The organism is Nocardiopsis endophytica, assembly GCF_027706725.1.
In the GTDB taxonomy this organism is placed as follows: Bacteria; Actinomycetota; Actinomycetes; order Streptosporangiales; family Streptosporangiaceae; genus Nocardiopsis_A; species Nocardiopsis_A endophytica.
Window position 1 is genome coordinate 1 of record NZ_JAQFWQ010000057.1, and the last position, 20,734, is coordinate 20,734.

At 75.0% G+C, this 20,734-nt stretch carries 19 protein-coding genes; 7 read left to right on the forward strand and 12 right to left on the reverse strand.

All coding sequences use genetic code 11. The features are described 5' to 3' along the window. Positions 1 to 518 precede the first annotated feature (518 nt). The 3 genes from O4J56_RS18820 to O4J56_RS18830 all read right to left on the reverse strand — a co-directional run bounded on the left by O4J56_RS18820 (position 519) and on the right by O4J56_RS18830 (position 3,294). Positions 519 to 1,811 carry a coiled-coil domain-containing protein gene (locus O4J56_RS18820; protein ID WP_270687355.1) on the reverse strand — a complete coding sequence of 431 codons (1,293 nt, stop codon included), beginning with the start codon at positions 1,809 to 1,811 and terminating at the stop codon, positions 519 to 521. 149 nt (positions 1,812 to 1,960) lie between these two features. Further along, the gene (locus O4J56_RS18825; RefSeq protein ID WP_270687357.1) at positions 1,961 to 2,632 is read right to left on the reverse strand and encodes a pyridoxamine 5'-phosphate oxidase family protein; all 672 of its coding nucleotides are present in this window, start codon (positions 2,630 to 2,632) and stop codon (positions 1,961 to 1,963) included. 152 nt (positions 2,633 to 2,784) lie between these two features. Then, positions 2,785 to 3,294, reverse strand: a complete 510-nt coding sequence (locus O4J56_RS18830; RefSeq protein WP_270687358.1) for a GNAT family N-acetyltransferase — start codon at positions 3,292 to 3,294, stop codon at positions 2,785 to 2,787. A 226-nt stretch (positions 3,295 to 3,520) separates the two neighbouring features. Between O4J56_RS18830 and O4J56_RS18835 the strand changes: the two genes are divergently transcribed. The 3 genes from O4J56_RS18835 (at position 3,521) to O4J56_RS18845 (ending at position 6,615) form a co-directional block, all read left to right on the forward strand. Next, on the forward strand, positions 3,521 to 4,387 hold the full coding sequence (locus tag O4J56_RS18835; protein WP_270687359.1) for a ketopantoate reductase family protein: 867 nt from the start codon (positions 3,521 to 3,523) through the stop codon (positions 4,385 to 4,387). Positions 4,388 to 4,515: 128 nt separating this feature from the next. Then, on the forward strand, positions 4,516 to 5,508 hold the full coding sequence (locus tag O4J56_RS18840) for a ketopantoate reductase family protein (RefSeq protein WP_270687361.1): 993 nt from the start codon (positions 4,516 to 4,518) through the stop codon (positions 5,506 to 5,508). A gap of 150 nt (positions 5,509 to 5,658) precedes the next feature. Then, positions 5,659 to 6,615 (forward strand): LysR family transcriptional regulator, encoded by a 957-nt coding sequence (locus O4J56_RS18845; protein ID WP_270687363.1) that lies wholly within the window; start codon positions 5,659 to 5,661, stop codon positions 6,613 to 6,615. Here the strand turns inward: O4J56_RS18845 and O4J56_RS18850 are convergent. After that, a complete protein-coding gene (locus O4J56_RS18850) occupies positions 6,612 to 7,586 on the reverse strand; it encodes a LysR family transcriptional regulator (RefSeq protein ID WP_270687364.1) in 975 nt (324 codons plus the stop codon). The genes O4J56_RS18845 and O4J56_RS18850 overlap by 4 nt on opposite strands. Positions 7,587 to 7,657: 71 nt before the next feature. Here O4J56_RS18850 and O4J56_RS18855 point away from each other — a divergent pair, with 71 nt between their 5' ends. Next, entirely contained in the window at positions 7,658 to 8,623 is a 966-nt protein-coding gene (locus O4J56_RS18855; RefSeq protein WP_270687365.1) for an EamA family transporter, read from the forward strand. Here O4J56_RS18855 and O4J56_RS18860 read toward each other — a convergent pair. Next, positions 8,571 to 8,798, reverse strand: coding sequence for a hypothetical protein (locus O4J56_RS18860; protein WP_017624373.1), 228 nt, complete (start codon positions 8,796 to 8,798; stop codon positions 8,571 to 8,573). The two genes, O4J56_RS18855 and O4J56_RS18860, sit on opposite strands and share 53 nt — an antisense overlap. A 115-nt stretch (positions 8,799 to 8,913) precedes the next feature. Here O4J56_RS18860 and O4J56_RS18865 point away from each other — a divergent pair, with 115 nt between their 5' ends. Beyond that, complete coding sequence (locus O4J56_RS18865) at positions 8,914 to 10,710, forward strand: hypothetical protein (protein WP_270687367.1); 1,797 nt, start codon at positions 8,914 to 8,916, stop codon at positions 10,708 to 10,710. Positions 10,711 to 10,835: 125 nt separating this feature from the next. Continuing rightward, positions 10,836 to 12,029 carry a carboxylate-amine ligase gene (locus O4J56_RS18870; protein ID WP_270687369.1) on the forward strand — a complete coding sequence of 398 codons (1,194 nt, stop codon included), beginning with the start codon at positions 10,836 to 10,838 and terminating at the stop codon, positions 12,027 to 12,029. An 11-nt stretch (positions 12,030 to 12,040) separates the two neighbouring features. On the opposite strand, the gene O4J56_RS18875 is transcribed toward O4J56_RS18870, so the two are convergent. Next, positions 12,041 to 12,691, reverse strand: a complete 651-nt coding sequence (locus tag O4J56_RS18875; RefSeq protein WP_270687370.1) for an alpha-ketoglutarate-dependent dioxygenase AlkB family protein — start codon at positions 12,689 to 12,691, stop codon at positions 12,041 to 12,043. Then, positions 12,688 to 13,230: a GNAT family N-acetyltransferase gene (locus tag O4J56_RS18880; RefSeq protein ID WP_270687372.1), complete on the reverse strand. Its 543-nt coding sequence runs from the start codon at positions 13,228 to 13,230 to the stop codon at positions 12,688 to 12,690. The genes O4J56_RS18875 and O4J56_RS18880 overlap by 4 nt, the downstream gene beginning before the upstream one ends. Before the next feature lie 110 nt (positions 13,231 to 13,340). Here O4J56_RS18880 and O4J56_RS18885 point away from each other — a divergent pair, with 110 nt between their 5' ends. Further along, positions 13,341 to 14,510: a magnesium and cobalt transport protein CorA gene (locus O4J56_RS18885; protein ID WP_270687373.1), complete on the forward strand. Its 1,170-nt coding sequence runs from the start codon at positions 13,341 to 13,343 to the stop codon at positions 14,508 to 14,510. Positions 14,511 to 14,515: 5 nt separating this feature from the next. Here O4J56_RS18885 and O4J56_RS18890 read toward each other — a convergent pair whose 3' ends face one another. The 5 genes from O4J56_RS18890 to O4J56_RS18910 are packed head-to-tail and all read right to left on the reverse strand — an operon-like array spanning position 14,516 to position 20,628. Further along, entirely contained in the window at positions 14,516 to 14,659 is a 144-nt protein-coding gene (locus tag O4J56_RS18890; RefSeq protein WP_270677671.1) for a GPGG-motif small membrane protein, read from the reverse strand. A gap of 29 nt (positions 14,660 to 14,688) precedes the next feature. Next, entirely contained in the window at positions 14,689 to 15,855 is a 1,167-nt protein-coding gene (locus O4J56_RS18895) for a VWA domain-containing protein (protein ID WP_270687375.1), read from the reverse strand. Beyond that, a complete protein-coding gene (locus O4J56_RS18900; protein ID WP_270687376.1) occupies positions 15,852 to 18,107 on the reverse strand; it encodes a DUF5682 family protein in 2,256 nt (751 codons plus the stop codon). The genes O4J56_RS18895 and O4J56_RS18900 overlap by 4 nt, the downstream gene beginning before the upstream one ends. After that, positions 18,104 to 19,210: an ATP-binding protein gene (locus tag O4J56_RS18905; protein WP_270687378.1), complete on the reverse strand. Its 1,107-nt coding sequence runs from the start codon at positions 19,208 to 19,210 to the stop codon at positions 18,104 to 18,106. The genes O4J56_RS18900 and O4J56_RS18905 overlap by 4 nt, the downstream gene beginning before the upstream one ends. Next, complete coding sequence (locus tag O4J56_RS18910) at positions 19,207 to 20,628, reverse strand: DUF5691 domain-containing protein (protein ID WP_270687380.1); 1,422 nt, start codon at positions 20,626 to 20,628, stop codon at positions 19,207 to 19,209. Before O4J56_RS18910 ends, O4J56_RS18905 begins: the two co-directional genes overlap by 4 nt. Positions 20,629 to 20,734: the final 106 nt, after the last annotated feature.

A 20,734-nucleotide genomic window follows, 5' to 3' on the forward strand; every position in this document is an offset into this window, starting at 1 on the left:
CAAGGGCCCGGCAGGCCCGGCGGCCGCCACGAACGCGGACGACCACCCGCCCTCCGAACCGCGCCGCTCTCCCGGACCACGGGAGGCCCGCTGCCCGGCAGGCAGGGCCGGGGAACCACCCCGCTCACCCCGTCGCCGCCAACCACGGCGACCACGTACACGCGCTGCGGTCGACAACGCTGCGACCAGGGCCGCCGACCTGGCCTCGTCGCTGCCTTCCACCCCACACTCCGGCGGCCTGCTACCCGGCTGGGGCCCCTGAAGCGGGGGACCTGCTGATCCGCCCGCCCACCTGAACCGCGAGGGGCCCGCCGCCCGGCTGGTGGGGCCAGGGAACCGCCCGGCTTGCTCCGTCGCTGCTCTTCACGGTGACCGCCCGCACGCGCTGCGGCCGACAATGCTGCGGGGAGGGCCGCCAGCCTGTCCTCGTCGCTGCTCTCCCGCTTTATTCCCCGGCGGCCCGTCGCCCGGTCGGGGCCCCTGAAGCCCTTGAAGGGGACCGGCCCCTGTTCTGGTTTCTAGCGACTCTCTGCGGCGTGGTCGTCGGTCCGTTCGCGTAGGCGGCGGAGTTCGGTCATCGCCTCGTCGAGTTGGGCCTCCGCCCGTTCTGCGCGGTGGACGGCCTGGGACCGGGCGTCCTCCATGGCGCTCAACCGCTCCTCGGCGGAGCGCTTGGCCTCGGTCAGTGCCTCTGCCGCGGCTCGGCGCTGCTCCTCCAGCTCGCCTCGGGAACGCTCGCGCTCCTCGTCGATCCGGGCCCTGAGCCCTTCCACCGTCGTGGCCGCACGTTCCCGCTCCGCACCGAGGCGCTGCTCCAGGTCTGCGGCCCTCTCCTTCGCCTTGGCGGCGTCGGCTTCGGCCTGCTCCCGCGCCCGCGTCGCGGTCGCGAGCCCGTTTTCGGCGTGCTGCCGGGCCTCATCGGCGTGTTGCCGAGCCTCTTCGGCGTGCTGCCGGGCCTCCTCGGAGCGGTCGCGCTCCTCGGCGACCCGGGCCGTCTCCGCGCGCGCCGCCTCCACGCGCCGCGCCGCCTCCTGCTCGGCCTCGGCGACTCGTCGGGCCGCCTCCTCTTGGGCCTCCTGGACCTGTCGCCGTGCCTCGTCCCTGGCGGAGTCGAGCTCCTCGCGCAGCGCGTCGCGCTCGTGGAGGGCGGCGTCGCGCTCGCGAATGGCCGACTCCCGTTCCCCGACGGCCGCCTCGCGTTCCTCGCCCGCGATGCGGGCCTCTTCCAGGGCCTCCTCCCGCCGGTGCAGGGCGGCGTCGGCCATCCGCTCCGCCGCACCGGCCGCCGCGACCGCCGATGCCGCGGCCTCGTCGGCGCGGACCCGCTCCCGTTCGGCCTCGCGCCTGCGGTTCTCGGCCTCCAGACGCGCGGCGTCGGCTTCGGCGACGCGCCGGTCGGCGTGCAACCGGGCCGCCTCGACCTGGGCCTCCGCCGTCGCGGGGTCGGTCATCGTGCGGAAGGCGTCGGTGGCCGACGCCAGGGTCGATGAGAGCTGCTCGGCCTGGACGGCGAACCGGCGCAGCAGGTCGTCCGCCCGGAGGCGGGCGTCGCTCACCGGGGTGGCCTGCGGGGGAGGGGAGCCGGGCTCGACGGCGGCCGGCTGCGCCCCCGTCGAGGAGGGCGCCTGCCCGTCCCCGGCGGCCTCCAGCGCGCGCTCCTCCTCCTGCTGCATGCGCTGGCGCTCCTTCCAGGCGCGCCAGCGCGTGTGCTCGGGCAGGTCGCAGTACTGGGCCGGGCGCCCAGGGGAGCTGCTGCGCGGGACCGGCCGGTCGCATCCGGGGAAGTTACAGGTGTTCGCGTCGTCGGCCACCCGACGAGCCTAACGGCTCGCCGGGCGACGGGCGGTGCGTGCGCGCGGGCGGCGCGAAGGCGGTGTGCGGCCGGGCGGCTCGTCGAGGTGGAGGCGGCGCGCGCGGGCGGAGCGTCGTGCGGCCGACCGGTGGGCCGCCCTGGGCCCCTTCAGTCCGACGCGCCGGTGAACGTGCGCAGGTACCCCGGCAGGGGCGTCCCCGGTGCCATCGCCGCGTCCGGCTCCGGGGCGCCGATCGTCTCGGTCACCGGCACCACGCCCGCCCAGTGCGGCAGGTCCAGGTCCTCGGGCTCCTCGTTGACCCCGCCCGTGCGCACCTTCGCCGACACCTCCCGGAGTTCCAGCCGCAGTACCGCCGTCTGGGCCAGCTCCTTGGCGTCGGCGGGGCGGCAGTCGGCCGAGCGCCCCGGCACCACGGCGTCGACGATCGCGTCCAGCGCCGACCGCTGCTCGGCCTCGTCGCTCACGCGGCGGGCGGTCCCGCGCACGACCACCGAGCGGTAGTTGACCGAGTGGTGCATCCCCGAGCGGGCCAGGACCAGGCCGTCGGTGAGCGTGACGGTCGCGCACACCTCCAGGCCGCCGTCCCGCGCCGCCCGCATGGCCGCGGCGCCCGTGGAGCCGTGCAGGTACAGCACCCCGCCCACGCGGGCGTACAGGGTCGGCAGCACCACCGGCGCGCCGTCGGCGACGAACCCCAGGTGGCACAGGCGCCCCTCATCGAGGATCGCGTGCACGGTCGCGGCGTCGTACCGCACCCGGTCGCGGTTGCGCGTGGCCCGGGTCCGGGGCGTCGGCGAGTAGGCGGGGGCGTCGTCCATCGGGGCACCTTTGCATGGTTCAAATATATTTATGTACTAGTGCTTAGTTGTACCATGCGTGTCCCGGCGGAGTGAAGGGGCCGTGCACGGCGAAGGGCGCCACCCGCCCGGCCGGCGGATGGCGCCCCTGCGTAACGTTGCGCTCCGTGCGTTCAGTCCAGTGCCCCCGTGCCGCCGATGCGGCAGACCATCGTGGTCACGAAGGGGCGGAAGCCCTCGCGCTCGAAGAAGCGGATGTCCTCGGAGCTGCCGGCGAGCGCGGACAGTTCGATGTCCCGCACGCCCTGCGCGGCCACCTGGAGCCGGATCTCGTCGAGCAGGCCCGACCCCACGCCCGTGCCCTCGGCCTCGGGGTGGATCGCCAGGGTCTGCACCACCGCGACGCGCTCACCGCGGTCCCAGCTGCCCTGCGGGTTCTCCCGCACGGTCACCATCGCGTACCCGACCGGCACCCCGCCGCGCTCGGCGAGCACCGCCAGCGCCGACGGCTCGGTCAGCCAGTTCCGGTACTGCGCGCGGCGGCGCCGCCAGGCCTCGTCCGCCCCGAGCGACGCGATCACGTCCTGCAGGGCGGGGGCGACGGAGGTGTGCCGCTCGTGCACCACGCTCCACAGGTCCGCGAGCTCCTCGACGTCGTCGGTCCCCAGGTAGCGGAACCGCATGTGGCCCTCGGTAGGCGTCGTCGTTTTGGCAGCCAACGAAGTTTGCATGTTCTTCCCACCCGTTCCACCCGCATCGGCGCGCCCTCTCCCCGTAGTGGGCCGCATCCCCTACGGGGTTGAGCTGTGTTCCTGACACTACGTGCATGCCCGGTGGGACAAGTGTCCGACACGAAGAAAAGGACGGTGTGACGTGCCGAAGTCAGAAGAATTGAAGGATTTTACGATTTTGGGGCCCGGGGGTGTCGGCGGCCTCCTCGCCGCCCTGCTGGCGCGTGCGGGCGAGCGCACCCGCGTGCTGGCCACCGAGGGGACCGCCACGCGCATCGCCGACGCCGGCCTGTCGGTCGGCTCGCCCGTCTACGGCGACTTCACCGCCCGGCCCGACGCGGCCCAGGAGCTGGCCGAGCCCACCGACGCCCTCTTCGTGACGACGAAGGGCACCGGCCTGCGCGACGCCCTGGACCGGGTCCCCGCCGAGCACGTGCACGGCGCCCTCATCGTCCCCCTGCTCAACGGCTTCGAGCACGTGGAGATCCTGCGCGACCGGTACCCCGGCGCCCGCGTCCTCCCCGCCGCGATCCACGTCGGCGCCTCCCGGGACGCCCCCGGGGCCATCCGGCACACCAGCCCCTACAACCGTATGGAGATCGCGGGCGAGGGGGCACGCGCGCTCGCCGAGGTCCTGCGCAACGCCGGTGTCCAGGTGGACGTCGTTGAGGACGGCGACCGCGTCCTGTGGGACAAGTACGCCTTCCTCCTGCCCACCGCCCTGGTGTGCGCCCACGCGCTGATGCCGATCGGCCGCGCGCGCGAAGAGCGCCGTGCCGACATGGATGCGGTGCTGGAGGAGGTCGTGCGCGTCGCCGCCGCCCGAGGGGTGCCCGTCGACGCGGACGCCGTGCGGCGCACCATCGCCGAGCGCCCCGCGCACACCCGCCCCTCGCTCCTGTTCGACCGGGAGACCGGCCGCCCGATGGAGACCGACTCCCTGGGCGGGGCGCTCATCCGCGCCGCCCGGTCCGCGGGCCTGGAGGTGCCGGTGGCCGAGCGCCTCGTCGCCGACCTGCTGCGGGACGAGGCCGACACGGCCTGAGGGTGCCCGGGGCGGGGCGGGTCGGCACGCGGGCCGGCCGCAAGGCGGAAGCCCATGGCGCGCACCCGGGGCCCGTTTTGGAAGATATGAGGGGTTCGGACAACCGAGCCCCGACGGAAGGAGCCACCATGGTGAACCAGGACCGGACGGCCGACGGGGACCGGGAGCACGCGGACGCCCCCGAGTGGAACGGCGCCGAGGGGCCGGGCCGCATCGCGGTGCTGTCCCCCGGAGGCGTGGGCGGCCTGCTGGCCGGACTCCTCCACCGCGACGGGCACGATGTGACGGTGGTGGCCACCGAGTCCACGGCCGAGCGCATCCGCGAGAACGGGCTGCGCGTCGACTCCGCGGCCTTCGGCGACTTCACCGTCCGTACCCCCGCCGCCCCGCGCCTGCAGGAGCCCGCCGACGTCCTCGTCGTCGGCTGCAAGGCCACCGCCCTCGACGACGCCCTGGACCGCATCCCCGCCGAGCACGTGCGCGGCGCCCTCATCGTCCCGCTGCTCAACGGCTTCGAGCACATGCGGACGCTCCGCAGACGGTTCCCCGACGCCACGACGGTCGGCGCGGCCATCAGGGTGGAGTCGACCCGCGTCGCGCCCGGGCACATCGTCCAGTCCAGCCCTTTCGCCGCCTTCGCGATCGCCTCCGATCCCGACCCCGGCCCACGCGCCGCCGCGTTCGCCGGAGCGATCCAGGCCGCCGGGCTCACGATGAGCGCCCAGGGCACCGAGGACGAGGTCCTCTGGAGGAAGATGCACTTCCTGCTGCCGACCGCCCTGGTGTGCACGCACGCCGAGTCCGCCATCGGCGGCGTGCGCGCCGGCGGGCGCCGCGCCGACCTGCTGGGGGTCGCAGGGGAGGTGGAGAAGGCCGCCGCCCGCATCGGGGTCGCCCTGGACTCCGACCACATCGCGCGCGCGGTCGACTCCATCCCTCCCGACACCAAGCCCTCGATGCTGCGCGACCGCGAGGCGGGCCGGCCGATGGAGGTCGACGCCCTCGGCGGCGCCTTCCTGCGCGCCGCGCGGGAGTCGGGGGTCGAAACGCCGGTGACGGATCGCATCGTCGCCGACCTCGAACGCGTCGACGCCGCCAATCGGAGCGCGCGGGAGGGATGAGTTCCTCGTCACCGGCGGCGCGCGGGACGCCCGGGGACACCGCCGCCGGTGCCGGTGACACGGACGCTCCGCCGGGCGCGTGGAACGGATCACCCTTCCGGGCGCCCGGGATGGCCGGAACGCGTTCCGGTCTCGCCTAGATTAAGGATCATGATCGACGTCCGGCGATTGCAGCTGCTGCAGGCGCTGTCCAAACACCGCACCGTGGCGGCCACCGCAGAGGCACTCAACGTCACCCCCTCCGCCGTCTCGCAGCAGCTGGCGGCCCTGGCCAAGGAGCCGGGCGCCGCGCTGGTCGAGCGGCGCGGGCGCCGCTTCCTGCTCACCGGCGCCGGGCGGGTGCTGCTGGAGCACGCCGACGTCATCTTCGCCGAGATGGAGAGCGCCGAGGCCGACCTGGCCGCCTACGCCGAAGGCGGGGTGGGCGTGGCCCGCACCGGGTCCTTCTCCACCGGCATCTCCGACCTGCTGGCCCCGGCCGTGGCGGCGCTGGGCCGCACCCACCCGGGCTGGCGCTTCGAGATCGTCCAGGCCGAGCCCGAGGAGAGCACCGAGCTGCTCAGCACCGGCTCCCTGGACCTGGCCGTCACCATGTCCTCGGTGCACCTGCCGCACAGCGGCTCCCCGGAGTTCCGCATGGACCCGATCATGGTGGAGCCCTTCGACGCGGTGCTGCCCTACCACCACCCGCTGGCCTCCCGCTCCGACCTGGAGCTGGCCTCCGACCTGGCCGACGTCGACTGGATCATGTCGGCGCCGGGCACCGCCTGGTACGACTGCGTCACCGCCGCCTGCAACCAGGCCGGGTTCCAGCCGCGCATCGTGCACACCGTGGACGAGTTCAGCGCGGTGATGGCGCTGGTGCAGGCCGGTCTGGGGGTCGCGCTGATGCCCCGGATGGGGTGGACCGGCCTGGCCTCGCCCAACGTGGTCGTGCGCACCGTCCGCAACACGGCCCGGCGCCACATCATCGCCCTGACCCGCGCGGGCGCGTCGCCCGAGCCGCTGCTCAGCGCGATCCGCGAGGCCGCGAGCAAGGTCCCGGTCCCCGCGGTGGGCCCGATGATGTCGGTCGGGACCGAGCGCACGGCCGTCGCGGAGCCCTAAGGGCTTCCGGCGCCGCCCTGCCCGCGCGCGGGGGCGGCCAGTTCGGCGGGCAGCGGCCCCACCCCGTCCAGGACGTCGCCGGCCGCCTCGTGCAGGCGCCGCGCCACCAGCCGGATCGGCGCCCAGGCCCACGCGCCGGTGCGCCCCGCCAGGTACACCCGGCGGTTCCCGCCCAGGTCGCCCAGCGGCGAGTGCACCACGCCGCGCCGGGTGGCCGCCGCGAGCTTGGGCATCACCCCGACCGCCTGCCCCGCCGCCACGAAGCGCTCCACCACCTCGAGGTTGTCCACCCGGTGCCGGATGCGCGGGGCGAACCCGGCCGACGCGCACAGCCGCCCGACCAGCTCGTCCTCGTCGCTCCCGCGCGAGTTGGCGATCCAGCGCGCCTCCGACAGCCCCCGCAGCCGCCGCCGGGTGAGCGGGCGGCTGTCCGCGCCGGGGTCGGAGGAGGGCTGGGAGAGCAGCAGCGGCTCGGTGCCGATCAGGTGCAGCGTCAGCGACTCGGGGAAGCGCCGGGGGACCAGGCTGTACTCGTAGACCAGGGCCAGGTCCGCGCCGCCGTCCTGGAGCAGGGCCAGCGCCTCGTCCGGCTCGTGCTCGATGATGCGCACGTCCACGCCCGGGTGGTCGGCCTCCAGGCGGCCCAGCGCGGGCAGCACGATGGGCGTGGTGACGCTGATGAAGGTGGCCAGGTCCACGCGCCCGGCCGGCTCGCCCGTCCCGGCCAGCTCGGCCTCGGCCTCCTCCACCCGGGCCAGGATGTCCACCGCGTAGGCGGCCAGCCGGTGCCCGGCCGGGGTCAGGCGCACCCGGCGCCCGTCCGGGGCCAGCAGCGCCACCCCCACCTCCTTCTCCAGCACCGCGAAGTGCTTGGAGACCGCGGAGGTGCCCATGCCGGCGACCTCGCCGACGGCGGCCATCGTGCCCAGCCGCTGCAGCTCCACGAGCAGGCGCAGCCGTGTCAGGTCCATGTCGTAAAAGTACACGGTCCATTCGCCTGTGCTCCGTGGACAGAAACAAAGGGCGTGGGTCCAATGGTCGGGTGATCATCTCCCTCCTCACCCGAGTGCGCGCCGCGGGCGCGCGGACCCCCGCGCCCCTGCTGGTGCTGTTCGGCATGTTCACCCTGCACACCGGCAGTGCGCTGGCGGTGCACCTGTTCGACCGGATGGGCTCGCTGGGCGTGACGTGGCTGCGGCTGACGTTCGCCGCGGCGCTGCTGGTGGTGCTGTCGGGGCCGTCGCTGTGGACCGCCGTGCGCCGCGCGGGCCGCCGTGAGCTGGGATCGGTGGTGATCCTGGGCACAGTGAGCGCGGGGATGATGGCCTTCTACTCCGAGGCCACGGCCCGCATCCCGCTCGGCACCGCCACCGCCCTGGAGTTCCTCGGCCCCCTGGTGGTGGCCGTGGTGGCGATGCGCCGCAGGGCCGAGCTGGTGTGGATCGCCGCGGCGGTGGCCGGGGTGGCCCTGCTCACCCGCCCCTGGACCGGCGGCACCGACCCGGTCGGCATCGCGTTCGGCCTGGCCGGGGCGGTCACGGTCGCGCTGTACATCGTCCTCACCCAGAAGGTCGGCGGGAGCTTCCGGCCCGTGCACGCCCTGGCCCTGTCCATGGCGGTCGGCGCGGTGGTCACCGCCCCCTTCGGCGCGCCCGCCGCGCTGGCCGACCCCTCCCCGGGGGCGCTGCTGGCGGTGCTGGGGATCGCCCTGCTCTTCCCCATCGTGCCGTTCCTGCTGGAGATGGTGGCGCTGCAGCGGATGAGCCGGGCCGCCTTCAGCGTCTTCGCCGCGCTGGAGCCCGCCGTCAGCCTGGTCATGGGCCTGGTGCTGATCCACCAGGTGCCGGGCTGGGGGCAGGTCGCCGGGATGATGCTGGTGGTGGCCGCGGGCGCCGGTGCCGCGAGGGGCGACCGCACGCCGCAGCCCGTGCCCGCCGCGGACTCCGGGGAGCGCCTCAGGGCTCGCGGCGCTTCCCGCCGTACTTCTTATGCACCGCCTGCTTGCTGATGCCGAGGATCATCGCGATCTCCGACCAGGTGGCGCCCTGCGCGCGCGCACGCCGGACGTGCAGCGTCAGCAGGCGCTCCACCTCGTCGCGCAGCTTGACGGTGGCCATCAGCGCGACCATCGGCGACTCGTCGTGCACCGACTCCGCCAGCTCCGCGATCGTGTCCTGCTCCATGGCACCCAACGCTACGCCTCCCCGGGAGCGGGGGGAAACGCCCGCCCCGGGCGTGCTCGGGCGGTGACGGGTGGGAATACGGAGGTTCCACGATCCACTAATGTCGGATCCGACCATGAGCAAAGAATCAGACCTGGAACTGCTGCGCCGGTACGAGCCCGTGCTCCGGTACACCAGAGGCGAGCTGTTCTTTCCCACGGACGTGCGCCCCTACGTCGAGGCCTGCAGCCTCTGGGTGGAGGAGGGCGGCAAGGAACGCGAGGTCGTCCCCGCGGGCGAGCTCGACCTCGACCGGCTGGCCGGCGCGGACCGGGAGTTCCCCGGGCGCTGGGCCCACCTGAGGTTCGTCCAGGAGGCCTCGCTGCGCGCCGAGGCGCGCCGGTTCCGCCGCACCACGCGCCCGGTCATCCCCAAGCACGGGCGCCTGGCCGCCGTCGGCGTGCTCGGCCGCCTGCTCGACGTCCTGGTCAAGTTCTCGCTGCTGATCCGCGGCGCCGTCCCCGGCGGCGTGGCCGCCGCGGCCGCCACCCGCTACCGTGACCGGGTCGACGACGGCGGCGCCGTGTACTACGGCCGCGTCGTCCGCGAGGGCGGCTACATCGCGCTGCAGTACTGGTTCTTCTACGCCATGAACGACTGGCGCTCCATCTACGGGGGCGTCAACGACCACGAGGCCGACTGGGAAAAGGTCATGGTCTACGTGGTGGAGGAGCCCGACGGGAGCACCCGCCCGCTGTGGGTGGGGGCCTCCTCCCACGAGTACCGGGGCGACGACCTGCGCCGCTCCTGGGACGACCCGTCGCTGCACCGCATCAACGACCACCCGGTGGTCTACCCCGGCGCCGGGTCCCACTCGCACCAGCTGCTCCCCGGGGACTACCTCATCCAGGTCGACCCGGCCGTGCTGCGGGGCGTGGTGCGGCTGTGGCGCCGCATCACCGAGCGGCTGTTCCCCGGCAGCGCCGGCATGCGGCACGGCATCGGCGTCCCGTTCGTCGACTACGCGCGCGGCGACGGCATCGCCGTGGGCCCCGGCGGCGACCGCGAGTGGCGGCCGGTGCTCATCGACGACGACACCCCGTGGGTGCGCGGCTTCCGCGGGCTGTGGGGGCGCGACACCCGCGACTTCTTCGACGGTGAGCGCGCGCCCAGCGGCCCCCGGTACGAGCGCGACGGGAACGTGCGCCGGTCCTGGTCCGACCCGCTGGAGTGGGTGGGCCTGCAGAAGGTGTCCGCCACCGACGAAGCGGCCCGGGCCGGCCTCCAGGAGCACATCGCCGACCTGGAGGAGCGGATCTCCAAGGCCGACGAGGAGATCGCCGAGCGCCGCGACCGCCTGCGCCGCCTGTCGGCCGCGCGCGTGGTCCTCAAGCGCGACGCGCACTCGCGGGAGCGGGCGTCGGAGTACGGCGAGCAGATCGCCGAGCAGGAGCGCGAGCTGGCGGCGCTCTACCGCGAGCGCGTGCTGATGAGGGACGAGGTGGAGGAGCACCAGGAGGCCCTGGCCTCGGACCGCCCCCTCGCCCTGGGGCCCACCGAGCACCTGCGCGCCCCGCACATGCCCTTCTCCTCCGGCGGGCAGCGCCCGTCGCGGTTCCTGAACATCTGGGCCACGCTCAGCACGCCGCTGCTGATCATCGCCCTGGGGGCCAGCCTGTACTTCCTCCCGGGGAGCAACGTGATGCCGGCGATGATCGGCATCGTGCTCGCCTTCGCCACCATCGACGCGTTCGCCCGGCGCAAGCTGTGGTCGTTCCTGACGGGGGTGGCGATCCTGGCCCTGGTGGCGGCCGTGATCGCGGGCATCATCGTGGCGTTCATCTGGAACTGGCGCATCGCCGTCCTGGTGCCGACCGGGATCGTGGTGGCGATCCTGCTGTTCGTCAACATCAGGGACCTCGTGCGCAAGTGAGCCGGGGATCCGGGCCCCTCGGGAGCGGTCGGCGGGGCGGCGGTGCGGGTATCACTCCGGACCGAACGAACCGGGCGCCGAGCGCCGCGCGTCCGCCCCCCGGGCCTGTCGAAACGAGGCGCCGAATGAGCCACACCGACCGGACCCCGCCCCACCCGCCCTCAGTCGGAGCCGCCGCCATCTCCGGCCCCCAGCCGCCCGTGCCCGCGACGCTCCCGACCTTCGGGCAGGAAGAGGAGTTCTTCGTCGTCGACCCCGACTCCCGCCTGGTCGCCCCGCGCGCGGGGGACGTCCTCGAAGCCGTCCGCGCCCGGTTCGCCGACCGCCCGCAGTCCGGAGCGCGCTTGGGAGCGGAGATGACCCGCTTCCAGGTCGAGGCCTCGGGGCCGGTGTGCCGCACCGCCGAGGAGATGGCGCGGGGACTGGCGAGGGCCCGGGCCGAGCTGGCCGACGCCGCCGCCGATTGCTCCCTGGCCGTGGCCGCCACCGGCACGGCCGTCCTCGGCGACGTCGCCGCAGCCCCGCTCACCCGGGGGCCGCGCTACCGCGCCATCGCCGACGAGTTCGGCGCGCTGCGCGACTCGCACGCGGTGTGCGGGTGCCACGTGCACGTGGGCGCGAACGGCACCGCCGCCGTGCTGGAGGCCGTCAACCGGCTGCGGCCCTGGCTCCCCGCCCTGCTCGCGCTCACCGCCAACTCGCCGTTCCTGCGCGGCCGCGACACCGGCCACGCGAGCTGGCGGCGCGTGTCCTGGGGGTGGCTGCCCTCGGCTGGGCCCCCGCCCCGGATGGACTCCTCGGCCCAGTACGGGCGCGCGGTCCAGGAGCTGACCGCCTCCGGTGCGGCCCTGGACCGGCGCATGGTCTATTGGGACGTGCGGCCGGCCCCGGAACTGCCGACCGCGGAGGTGAGGGTGGGCGACGTGGCCGCCACCGCGGAGGAGGCGGTACTCGCGGCCGTGCTGGTGCGCGGGCTCGCGGGGGTCCCGGCGCCGTCGCCTGGGCCCGCCGACCGCCCCCTGCGCCTGGCCCTGTGGCGGGCGGCCCGGGACGGCCTCGAAGGGGAGGCGTTCGACCCCGCGACCGGGGAGTCGGAGCCCGCGCGCGCCATGGTGGAGCGGATGTTCGCCCATGCCGAGCCCGCGCTCGCCGCCGCGGGAGAGGCGGAATCGGCCGCCGCACTCCTCGAACGGGTCATCGCCGTGGGGTCGGGGGCGTGCCGGCAGCGCGCGGCCTACGCCCGGCGGGGGCGCCTGAGCGACGTCGTCGACCTCCTGGTCCGCCAGACCCGGTACGGACTGGCGGCCGCCGAGGAGTGAACCGGGGGCGCTCAGGCGAGCCCCGATGCGCGGATGGTGATGTTCAGCCGTCCGTCAAGCCCCAGCTCCGTGGGGCCCGTTCCGGGCATGGTGCGGGGGACGCCGTGATAGGCCATGCGCGAGGGCCCGCCGAAGACGAACAGGTCTCCGCTGCGCAGGACGACATCGGTGTAGGGGCGGTTGCGGTTCTCGGTGTTGCCGAAGCGGAAGACGCACGCGTCGCCCAGGCTCAGCGACACCACCGGGGCGTCCGCCTCCTCCTCGCGGTCCTGGTGCATGCCCATCCTGGCGTCGGCGTCGTAGAAGTTCACCAGGGCCACGTCGTACTCGGGCGCCTCCTCGGGAGGGGGAGACCCATAGGCGGCGGCGACACCGTCGTGCGCCAGTTCCCCGAGGATGCGCGGGAAGGGGCGCACCGCCTCGCCGCCGGGCAGGCTCCTGCTGTAGGCGTAGGGCCGCCAGAACCACCCGAGCGACGTCATGCGGACGCTCATCTCGCCGCCGCGCGGCATGCGGTGGCGCAGCATGCCGCCGGGGCCGCGCGACCAGCGCCGGCACAGGTCCACCAGCTCGGCCTGGGCGTCCGGGCGCAGCCACCCGGGGACGTGCACCGCCCCGGGGGCGACCTCGACCGGTCCGGCCTCGAACAGTGCTTCGCTCATCGGACCCGTCCTTCCGGTTCGCGGCGGCAGCGCACTTCGAGGATGCCCTGCCCCGCCGTGCCGTCCGCTGCCCCCCGCCGTTCCAGCGCGCGCTCGGCGCCGTCCGGGTGGAATCCGAAGGCGGCGTAGAAACCGATGGCGCGCCGATTCCCCTTCAGTACCCACAGCAGCGCGGGATCCCCGTCCAGGTGGGCGAGGGCCGTTTCCAGGAGGGCGCGGCCGACGCCTCCGCGCCACGCCTCCGGGGCGACATAGCAGGCGTAGACCTCGTTCGCCCCGGGCGGGGCGTCGCCGTCGCGGGCGGGCCCGTAGCTGAGCCACCCCGTGACGCGCCCGTCCACGTCGGCGACGAGGTCGGTCCCCATGGGGTCGTCCAGCTGCGCGGCGCGCCGTCCGTGATCGGGTGTCAGGGCGTCCAGGAACTCGTCCGGCATGAGGCCGCGATAGGCGGCCTTCCAACCGGCGACCCTGATCTCTTCGATCAGCTCGGCGTCGTCCGGGCGCGCGTGCCGGACCGGAATTGCGGGTGGTGGGGACATGGCTCCATGGCACCACCGCCGGACCCGGTGAGGCAAACGTGTTCCGCGGGCGCGGCGTGCGGGGGCACACCGGCCGTCCGGTTACTGTGAGGGACCGGGGGGTGGTCGCCATGCCGCAGCGCCGACCGTTGGGCTGGCTTCCGGGACTCCGCGGCACCCGGCGCCAGGAACGCCGTGAGGTGCCGAGCGAGGCGCCCGAGTACTCCATGGACCCCCGGGCCGAGGACGAGCGGGAGGCCCCGCCGCTGCGGCAGAGCGTCATCGATGCCGCCATCTACGTCGACGGCAAGCGGGGCCAGGGGCCCGAGGACCTCTCCGACCTGGCCGAGCTGCACCGCCAGACCTACGCCGAGCCGGGCGCCATGGCCTGGGTGGGGCTGTACCGCCCCGCGGCCTCGCAGCTCGTCGTGGTGGCCGAGGAGTTCGGTCTGCACGAGCTGGCCGTCGAGGACGCGATCGTCGCCCACCAGCGGCCCAAGCTGGAGCGCTACGGCCAGACGCTCTTCGTGGTGCTCAAGGCGGCGCGCTACCTCGACGAGGCGGAAGAGGTCCGCTTCGGCGAGCTGCACGTGTTCACGGGCCAGCGCTTCGTACTGACGGTGCGCCACGCCGAGGCGCCCGACCTGGCAGCGGTCAGGCGCCGACTGGAGGGCGACCCGGACCTGCTCGCGCTGGGCCCCGAGGCGGTGCTGTACGCGATCATGGACACCGTCGTGGACGGGTACGCGCCGGTGGTGGCGGGCCTGCAGAACGACATCGACGAGATCGAGACGCAGGTGTTCAACGGGGACCCAGCGGCCTCCCGGCGCATCTACAAGCTCTCGCGCGAGGTCATCGAGTTCCAGCGCGCGACGCGCCCGCTGCTGTCCATGCTCAGGCGGCTGGCCGAGGGGTTCGACCGCTACGGCACCGATGAGGAACTGCGCCGGCACCTGCGCGACGTGGCCGACCACGCCACGACGGTCGCCGAGCGCGTGGACGGCTTCCGGCAGATGCTCCAGGACATCCTGCAGGTGAACGCCACGCTGGTCTCGCAGCGGCAGAACGAGGAGATGCGCCGCCTGACCGAGGCCAGCTATGAGCAGGGGGAGAACACCAAGAAGATCTCAGCGTGGGCGGCGATCCTGTTCGCGCCCAGCCTGGTCGGGGCGGTGTACGGAATGAATTTCACGCACATGCCGGAGCTGCACTGGATCTTCGGTTATCCCCTGGCGCTGGTGCTGATGCTGGGGATCAGCGTCACGCTCTATGTGGTCTTCAAGGTGCGCGACTGGATGTGAGCCGCTCACAGGCCGAGGACGAGGTTGCTGGGTGCGACGACCAGGCCGACGATGACGAGGACGGCGCCCCACAGGAGCTGTCCCCGGATGAGGGCGAAGACGCCGGCGACGATGAGGACGATTCCGAGAATGAGAAGTAGAAGTCCCATGGCGGTCCTCTGACCCCGATGGTGATCGACTAACGCCCGTTCCCGAGTTCTCGGGACCACTCCGACGGCGGCCGCCCTTCGAGCGCGGCGGCCATGAGATCGGGGAAGTCGTCGGGAGGGCAGGCGAACGCCGGAATCCCCAGGGAGGCCAGGGCGGCGGCGTTCTCCGCGTGGTAGGCGGGCGTGCCGTCGTCGGCGAGCGCGGGCAGGACGACCACCCGGACCCCGGCGGAGCGCAGCGCGGCCAGGCGGCGGAGCATCTCCTCAGAGGACCCGCCCTCGTGCAGGTCGGTGATGAGGACCAGGACCGTCTCGGCGGGATCGGTGATGAGCCCTTCGCAGTAGGCGAGCGCGCGCCCGACATCGGTGCCGCCGCCGATGGAGGCCCCGAACAGCGCGTCGACCGGGTCGGACAGGCGGTCGGTCAGGTCGGCCACGTCGGTGCCGAAGGCCACCAGGCGGGTGTCCAGGGAGCGCAGCGAGGCCAGGACCGAGGCGAACACCCCGGCGTACACCAGGGAGGCGGCCATCGACCCGCTCTGGTCGACGGCGAGCACCACATGGCCGCGCACCCCCGGGCCGCTGCGGGCCCGGCCCACGACGGAGGCGGGGACCAGCACGCCGCGCTCGGGCACGTAGTGGCGCAGGTTGCGGCGGATGGTGGCGTGCCAGTCGATGTCGGCGGCCGAGCGGGGGCGGCGGGTGCGGGCGGAGCGGTCCAGGGCGCCGCGCAGCTCCGAGCGCATCCGGTGCGCCAGGCGCTCCTCCAGGTCGTCGGTCACCCGCCGGACGAGGGCGCGGGCGGGCGCGCGGGCCTCCTCGGGCAGGGAGTCGGCCAGGGCCAGCACCGCCGCCGCAAGGTGGACGTCCGGGCGGACCGCCTCCGCGAGGCCCGGGTCGAGGAGCATGCGGCGCAGACCGAGGCGGTCGAGGGCGTCGGCCTGGAGGACGCGCACGACGCGCGAGGGGAAGAGGTCGCGGACCTCGCCGAGCCAGCGCGCGACGCGGGGAGAGGAGTCGCCGAGCGTCGCCCCGCGCGGGGCGGTGGCGTCGGGGCCGCCGTCGTAGAGGGCGGCGAGGGCGGAGTCGACCCGCGCGTCGCGTCCGTGCAGCGGCCCGTACCCGGAGGGTTCGCCGAGGACGAGGCGCCAGCGCCGGAGCCGCTCGTCGGAGACGGTGGTACCAGGGTGCGTCATGGCTCTCCAGATGTCGTGCTCGTTTCCCTGTCCAGGAGCAGAGCGGCGGTGGCCATCGCCGCCGATGCGCGGTCGAGGTCGGCCTCGGGCGCCCGGGACGCCGTCCGGGGGTCGGCACCGATCGTGCGCACCCTCTGGGCGATCGCGCGGCGCTCACCGTTGGAGAAGCCGCCGAACGTGCGGCGCAGCAGCGGCAGCACCGCGTCGAACGATTCGCCGTCCAAACCGCACAGCCACTCGTCGACAAGGTGCAATAGGCCCTCGTCGTGCACGAGCACCAGGCCCTCGCCCCCGAGGAAGCCCGTGATCCATGCCGCCGCGCGCTGGGGATCCGAACCCCGCGACACCGCTCGGCTCAACCGCCGGAGCAGTTCCCCATCGTCGAGGCGTCCGCCGTCGCGCAGCAGCCGGTGTACCCGGCCCGCCACGAGGCCGGGAACGCCCGTGCGCGTGGACAGCCGGACCAGCGCCTCCCACCACGAGCGCTCGGAGGCGCCCCCGATCAGTGCCGCCGACCGGTGCACCGCCTCCACCGCACCGCACATCCCCGCGGCGGCCTCCTCCGAAAGCCCCGAGACGGCAGGCCCGATCCCGGCGCACACCCGGTCCAGCAGCATCGCCGCCACCCGCCGCAAAGGGGCGCTCCCGGTGCCGCGCACGTCCCCGTACCGGGCGGCGCGGGCCAGTGGCGGGACGGCGTCCATGAACGCGGCCGTATCGGCCACGTGCGCCGCGCGCGCCGAGGCGCGGTCCAGCACCGCTTCCAAGGCGCCGTCGAGACCGGCCTTCAGGCACCGCTCCGCGAGGGCGGTCAGGTCGGTGAGCCCCGCGTGCGCCGCGCGTTCGCGTGTGCGCGCGTCGGCGGCCGAGGCGACGTCCGTTCCCCAGAGAGAGGCGTCGACGACCGCCGCCTCCATCTCCGGGAGCCAGGCGAGGCGCCAGCGCTCGTGGAAGGACCCCAGCACGCGCACCGGGTCGGCGAGGGGCACACCCCAGTCCACGTCCAGCATGCGCAGCCGGTGCAGCAGCGCGCTGCGCGCGCGCCCGTTCTCCTCGCGCAGGTCGAGATCGAGGTCGCGCGGCTCGGCCTCAGGGCGCAGGCGGAGTCGGCGCTGTTGTGCTTCGAGGTCCCGCTGGAGCGGCACCCTGGGCACCGACAGCGGGACGCGGCCCAGGCGCTCGGCGGTCTCCATGGCCGCGCGCACGCGTTCGGCCTTGAGGGCGGACCCTTCGCACAGGACCGAGACCACCGCCTCCCCGGCCTCGTCGAGCCCGGGAAGGGGGCGGCCGCGCAGGGCGGCCAGCGCTTCGCACAGCCGGACGCCTTCGATGACGTGCGCCGTGGAGACGTGCTCGCCCTCGGCGCGCAGGAGGCGTGCGGCTTCGGACAGCCACCGCTCCAGCGGCCGGTCGGGGGCGGTGAAGAGGTGGTGGTACCAGCCGGGGGCGCGTACGCCCGCGCCGTAGCCGGAGGAGGCGCTCAGGCGGCCGTGGCTCCAGGGGATCCACGTCGTCTCGGCGGTGACGCGGGGCAGGCGGCGCAGCAGGGCGGCGTCATCGGCGGCCTTGGGGCGCTCCAGGAGGGCCGGGACGTGCCAGGCGCCGCACACGACGGCGATCCTGGCGTGGCCGGCGCGCAGGGCCGAGCGCACGGTCCGGCGCATGTGGGCCTCACGGCTGGCCTCGTGGAGCGGCAGCGGGCCGGGGGCGGTGCGGGCGCGGACCTCGGTCATGGCTTCGGCGATCGCGGCGAACGGCGACGGCGGCGGAGCGCTGCCGCGCTCGCGGCTCCGGTGCTCGACGGTGTCGTCCCACCAGCGCTCCGCGTCGTCGTATCCGGCCGCCGCGGCGAGCTCGGCGAGCGGGTCGGCGGGTCGGGCGCCCTTGCCGTTCCCGCCGTCCCCGTCACCCTCCACGGCGAGTGAGACCGAGGCCGGGAGGTCGCAGAAGCGGACGTCGCAGCCGTGCTCGTGGGCGTAGTGAAGGGCCTGCCACTCGGGCGAGAAGGACGCGAACGGCCAGAAGGCCGACCGGCGCGGCCCGCCGCGCCCGCCGGGGGCGTGCGCGAGCAGTGCGACCGGCGGTTCAAGCCCGCCGACCAGCGACAGCAGAGGGTCGGCGTCGCTCGGCCCTTCGACGAGGACCGCGTCGGGGGCGAAGTCCTCCAGCTCCGCCCGCACGGCGCGCGCGGACCCCGGGCCGTGGTGCCGCACCCCGAGCACGCGCACACCTCCCTGGTGCCGCCGGCTCAATCGCCCACCTCCCGGCACGCGCGGTAGAACTCGCCCCAACCGTCCCGGTCCCGGGCGACCGTCTCCAGGTACTCCCGCCACACCACCCCGTCGGCCACCGGGTCGCGCACCACCGCCCCGTGCACCCCGGCGGCCACGTCGGCCGGGCGGAGCACCCCGTCGCCGAAATGCGCCGCCAGCGCCATCCCCTGGGTCAGCACCGAGATCGCCTCGGCGGTGCTCAGCGTCGCGCCGGGCGAGGCCACCTCGGCGCGGCCGTCCTCGGTCGCGCCCCGGCGCAGCTCCCGGAAGACCGTGACCACGCGGCGGATCTCCTCCATGCCCGAGGAGACCTCGGGCAGGCCCAGCGAGCGGCCCATCTCGTCCACGCGCCGGGCCACGATGGCGACCTCCTCCTCCGCGGTCGCGGGCGAGGGCATGTGCACCGTGTTGAACCGGCGCCGGAGGGCCCCAGAAGGGGCGTTCACCCCGCGGTCGCGGTCGTTGGCGGTGGCGATGAGGTTGAACCCGCGGCGCGCCTGCACCTCCTCGCCGAGCTCGGGGACGGGCAGGGTCTTCTCCGACAGGACCGTGATGAGCGCGTCCTGGACCTCCGAGGGGATGCGGGTCAGCTCCTCGACGCGGGCCAGGCGCCCCTCGGCCATGGCGGTCATGACGGGGCCGGGCACGAGGGCGCGCCGCGATGGGCCCTCCGAGAGCAGCCGCGCGTAGTCCCACCCGTAGCGGACGGCGTCCTCGGAGGTGCCGGCCGTGCCCTGGACCATGAGGGAGGAGTCGCCCGACACGGCCGCGGCCAAGTGCTCCGACAGCCACGTCTTGGCCGTGCCGGGGGCCCCGACCAGCAATAGCGCCCGGTCGGTGGCCAGCGTCGCCACCGCCACCTCCACGATGCGGCGGTCGCCCACGTACTTGGGGGAGACGAGGGTGCCGTCGTCGAGTTCGCCCCCGAGCACATAGGTCACCACCGCCCAGGGGGACAACCGCCATCCGGGCGGCCGGGCGCGGTCGTCGGCCCGCGCCAGCGCGGCGAGCTCGTCGGCGTGGCGCTGCTCGGCGTGCGGGCGGAGCACGTCGGCGGGCGGTCCGGCGTCGGTCGGGGTCACTGGAGCTCCTCGTGGATCCGGCGGCGGAGGCGCAGGACGTCCTCCAGATCGGACAGGGCCGCGGCGGCGCGGGGCGGGTCGCCGGGCCGGGGGCGGCGCACACGGGCGCCGAACGACGGGGGAAGGCGGCGGGCCGCGATCCGGCACAGTTCGGGCAGGTAGGACTCGTCCGGGCCGGTGGAGGCGGCGTCGACGGCGCGCAGGGCGCGGGCGGCGAGCCCGTCGTTCCACGGACCGGGCACGTGCTCCAGGACGCGGAGCGGGAACTGCGACCCGGGCGCCCCGGCGTCGCCGATGGCATCGGCGGCCCAGGCGCACCGCCGCTCGGGCGGCAGTAGCGCCAGCAGGGCGGGGCCGCGGCTGCCGTAGACCGAGTGGCCCTGCAGGAGGCGGTCCATGACCGGGCCGAGCAGGACTTCTGCCCACTCCCGGTCGCGCTGCACGATGGCGGCGTTGGCCAGGGCGTCGAGCAGGTCCCAGTCGCGGGCGGCGGAGGCCGCGCGGACCACTCCGGCGCGGTCGTCGGCGAGGTGGCCGGTCCAGGTGCGCAGCGGGGCGTGGGCGACCAGGGTCCACAGCCATTCGCGCCGGATCTCCGGGGAGGCGGCGGGGCCCGCGGCCGGGAGGGTGCGCAGGCCGAGGGCGGCACCGAGCGCACGGTCAGAGGGGTCGGGCAGGCGCACGGTGGGGCGGCCGCCGGTGCCGGGGCGGACATGGGAGCGGGCGCGGCGGGCGAGCGCGTCGCCGCGCTTGGAGCAGGGGAGCCGCGACAGGAGGGCGGAGGCGAGCGCGCGCACGCCCGGCGCGGGGTCGCGCAGCGCCGTGGCGAGGAAGTCCTCGTCGCCGGGGGACAGGTGCTCTTCGAGGGAGGCGAGGATGCGGCGTTTGCCGGCGGAGCCCTCGGCGGCCCAGCGGTCGGCGGAGGGGACGCGCTCCTCCGGCGGCCAGGAGTCGAGCAGGAAGGACCACGCGGGGGAGATGGAGGCGAGCCAGCGTCCGCGCTCTCCGGCGACGGGCACGATGGCGGTGCGCAGGACGCGGTGGCGCGCCCCGGCGTCCAGGAGCGCGGGGAGGGAGGGCGGCGGGGCGGTCAGGTCGCGCGCGCGGGCCAGTTCCAGCCATTCGGCGATGAGTTCGGGGTCGTCACGGTCGAGGAGGACGTCGAGCGCCGAGCCGGCGGCAGGGCTCGCCCAGGGGGAGGACTCGCCGGGTGCGGGCGGGACGGGGGTGGCGGTGGTGGGCCGGACACCGGCCCGGTCCCGGATGAGCGCGAGTGCCGCACGGTCGAGCAGGACGAGCGCGGGGTGGTCGGAGGCGTCGTCCCCACCGCCGGGGACCCCGGCCCGCGCGGTCCCCACGAGCGCCGCGGCGACCAGCTCGTCCCACGGGACCGGCGGGGGAGGGGGGAACGCGTCCAACGGGGGCCTTTCGGGGTGGGGTGCACTGTTGGAGTCCGAACGGGCGGAGCGGCCGGTCCGCACGAAGGGGCACCGGTCGCGGGCGGCGCGAGGGAAGACCACGCCG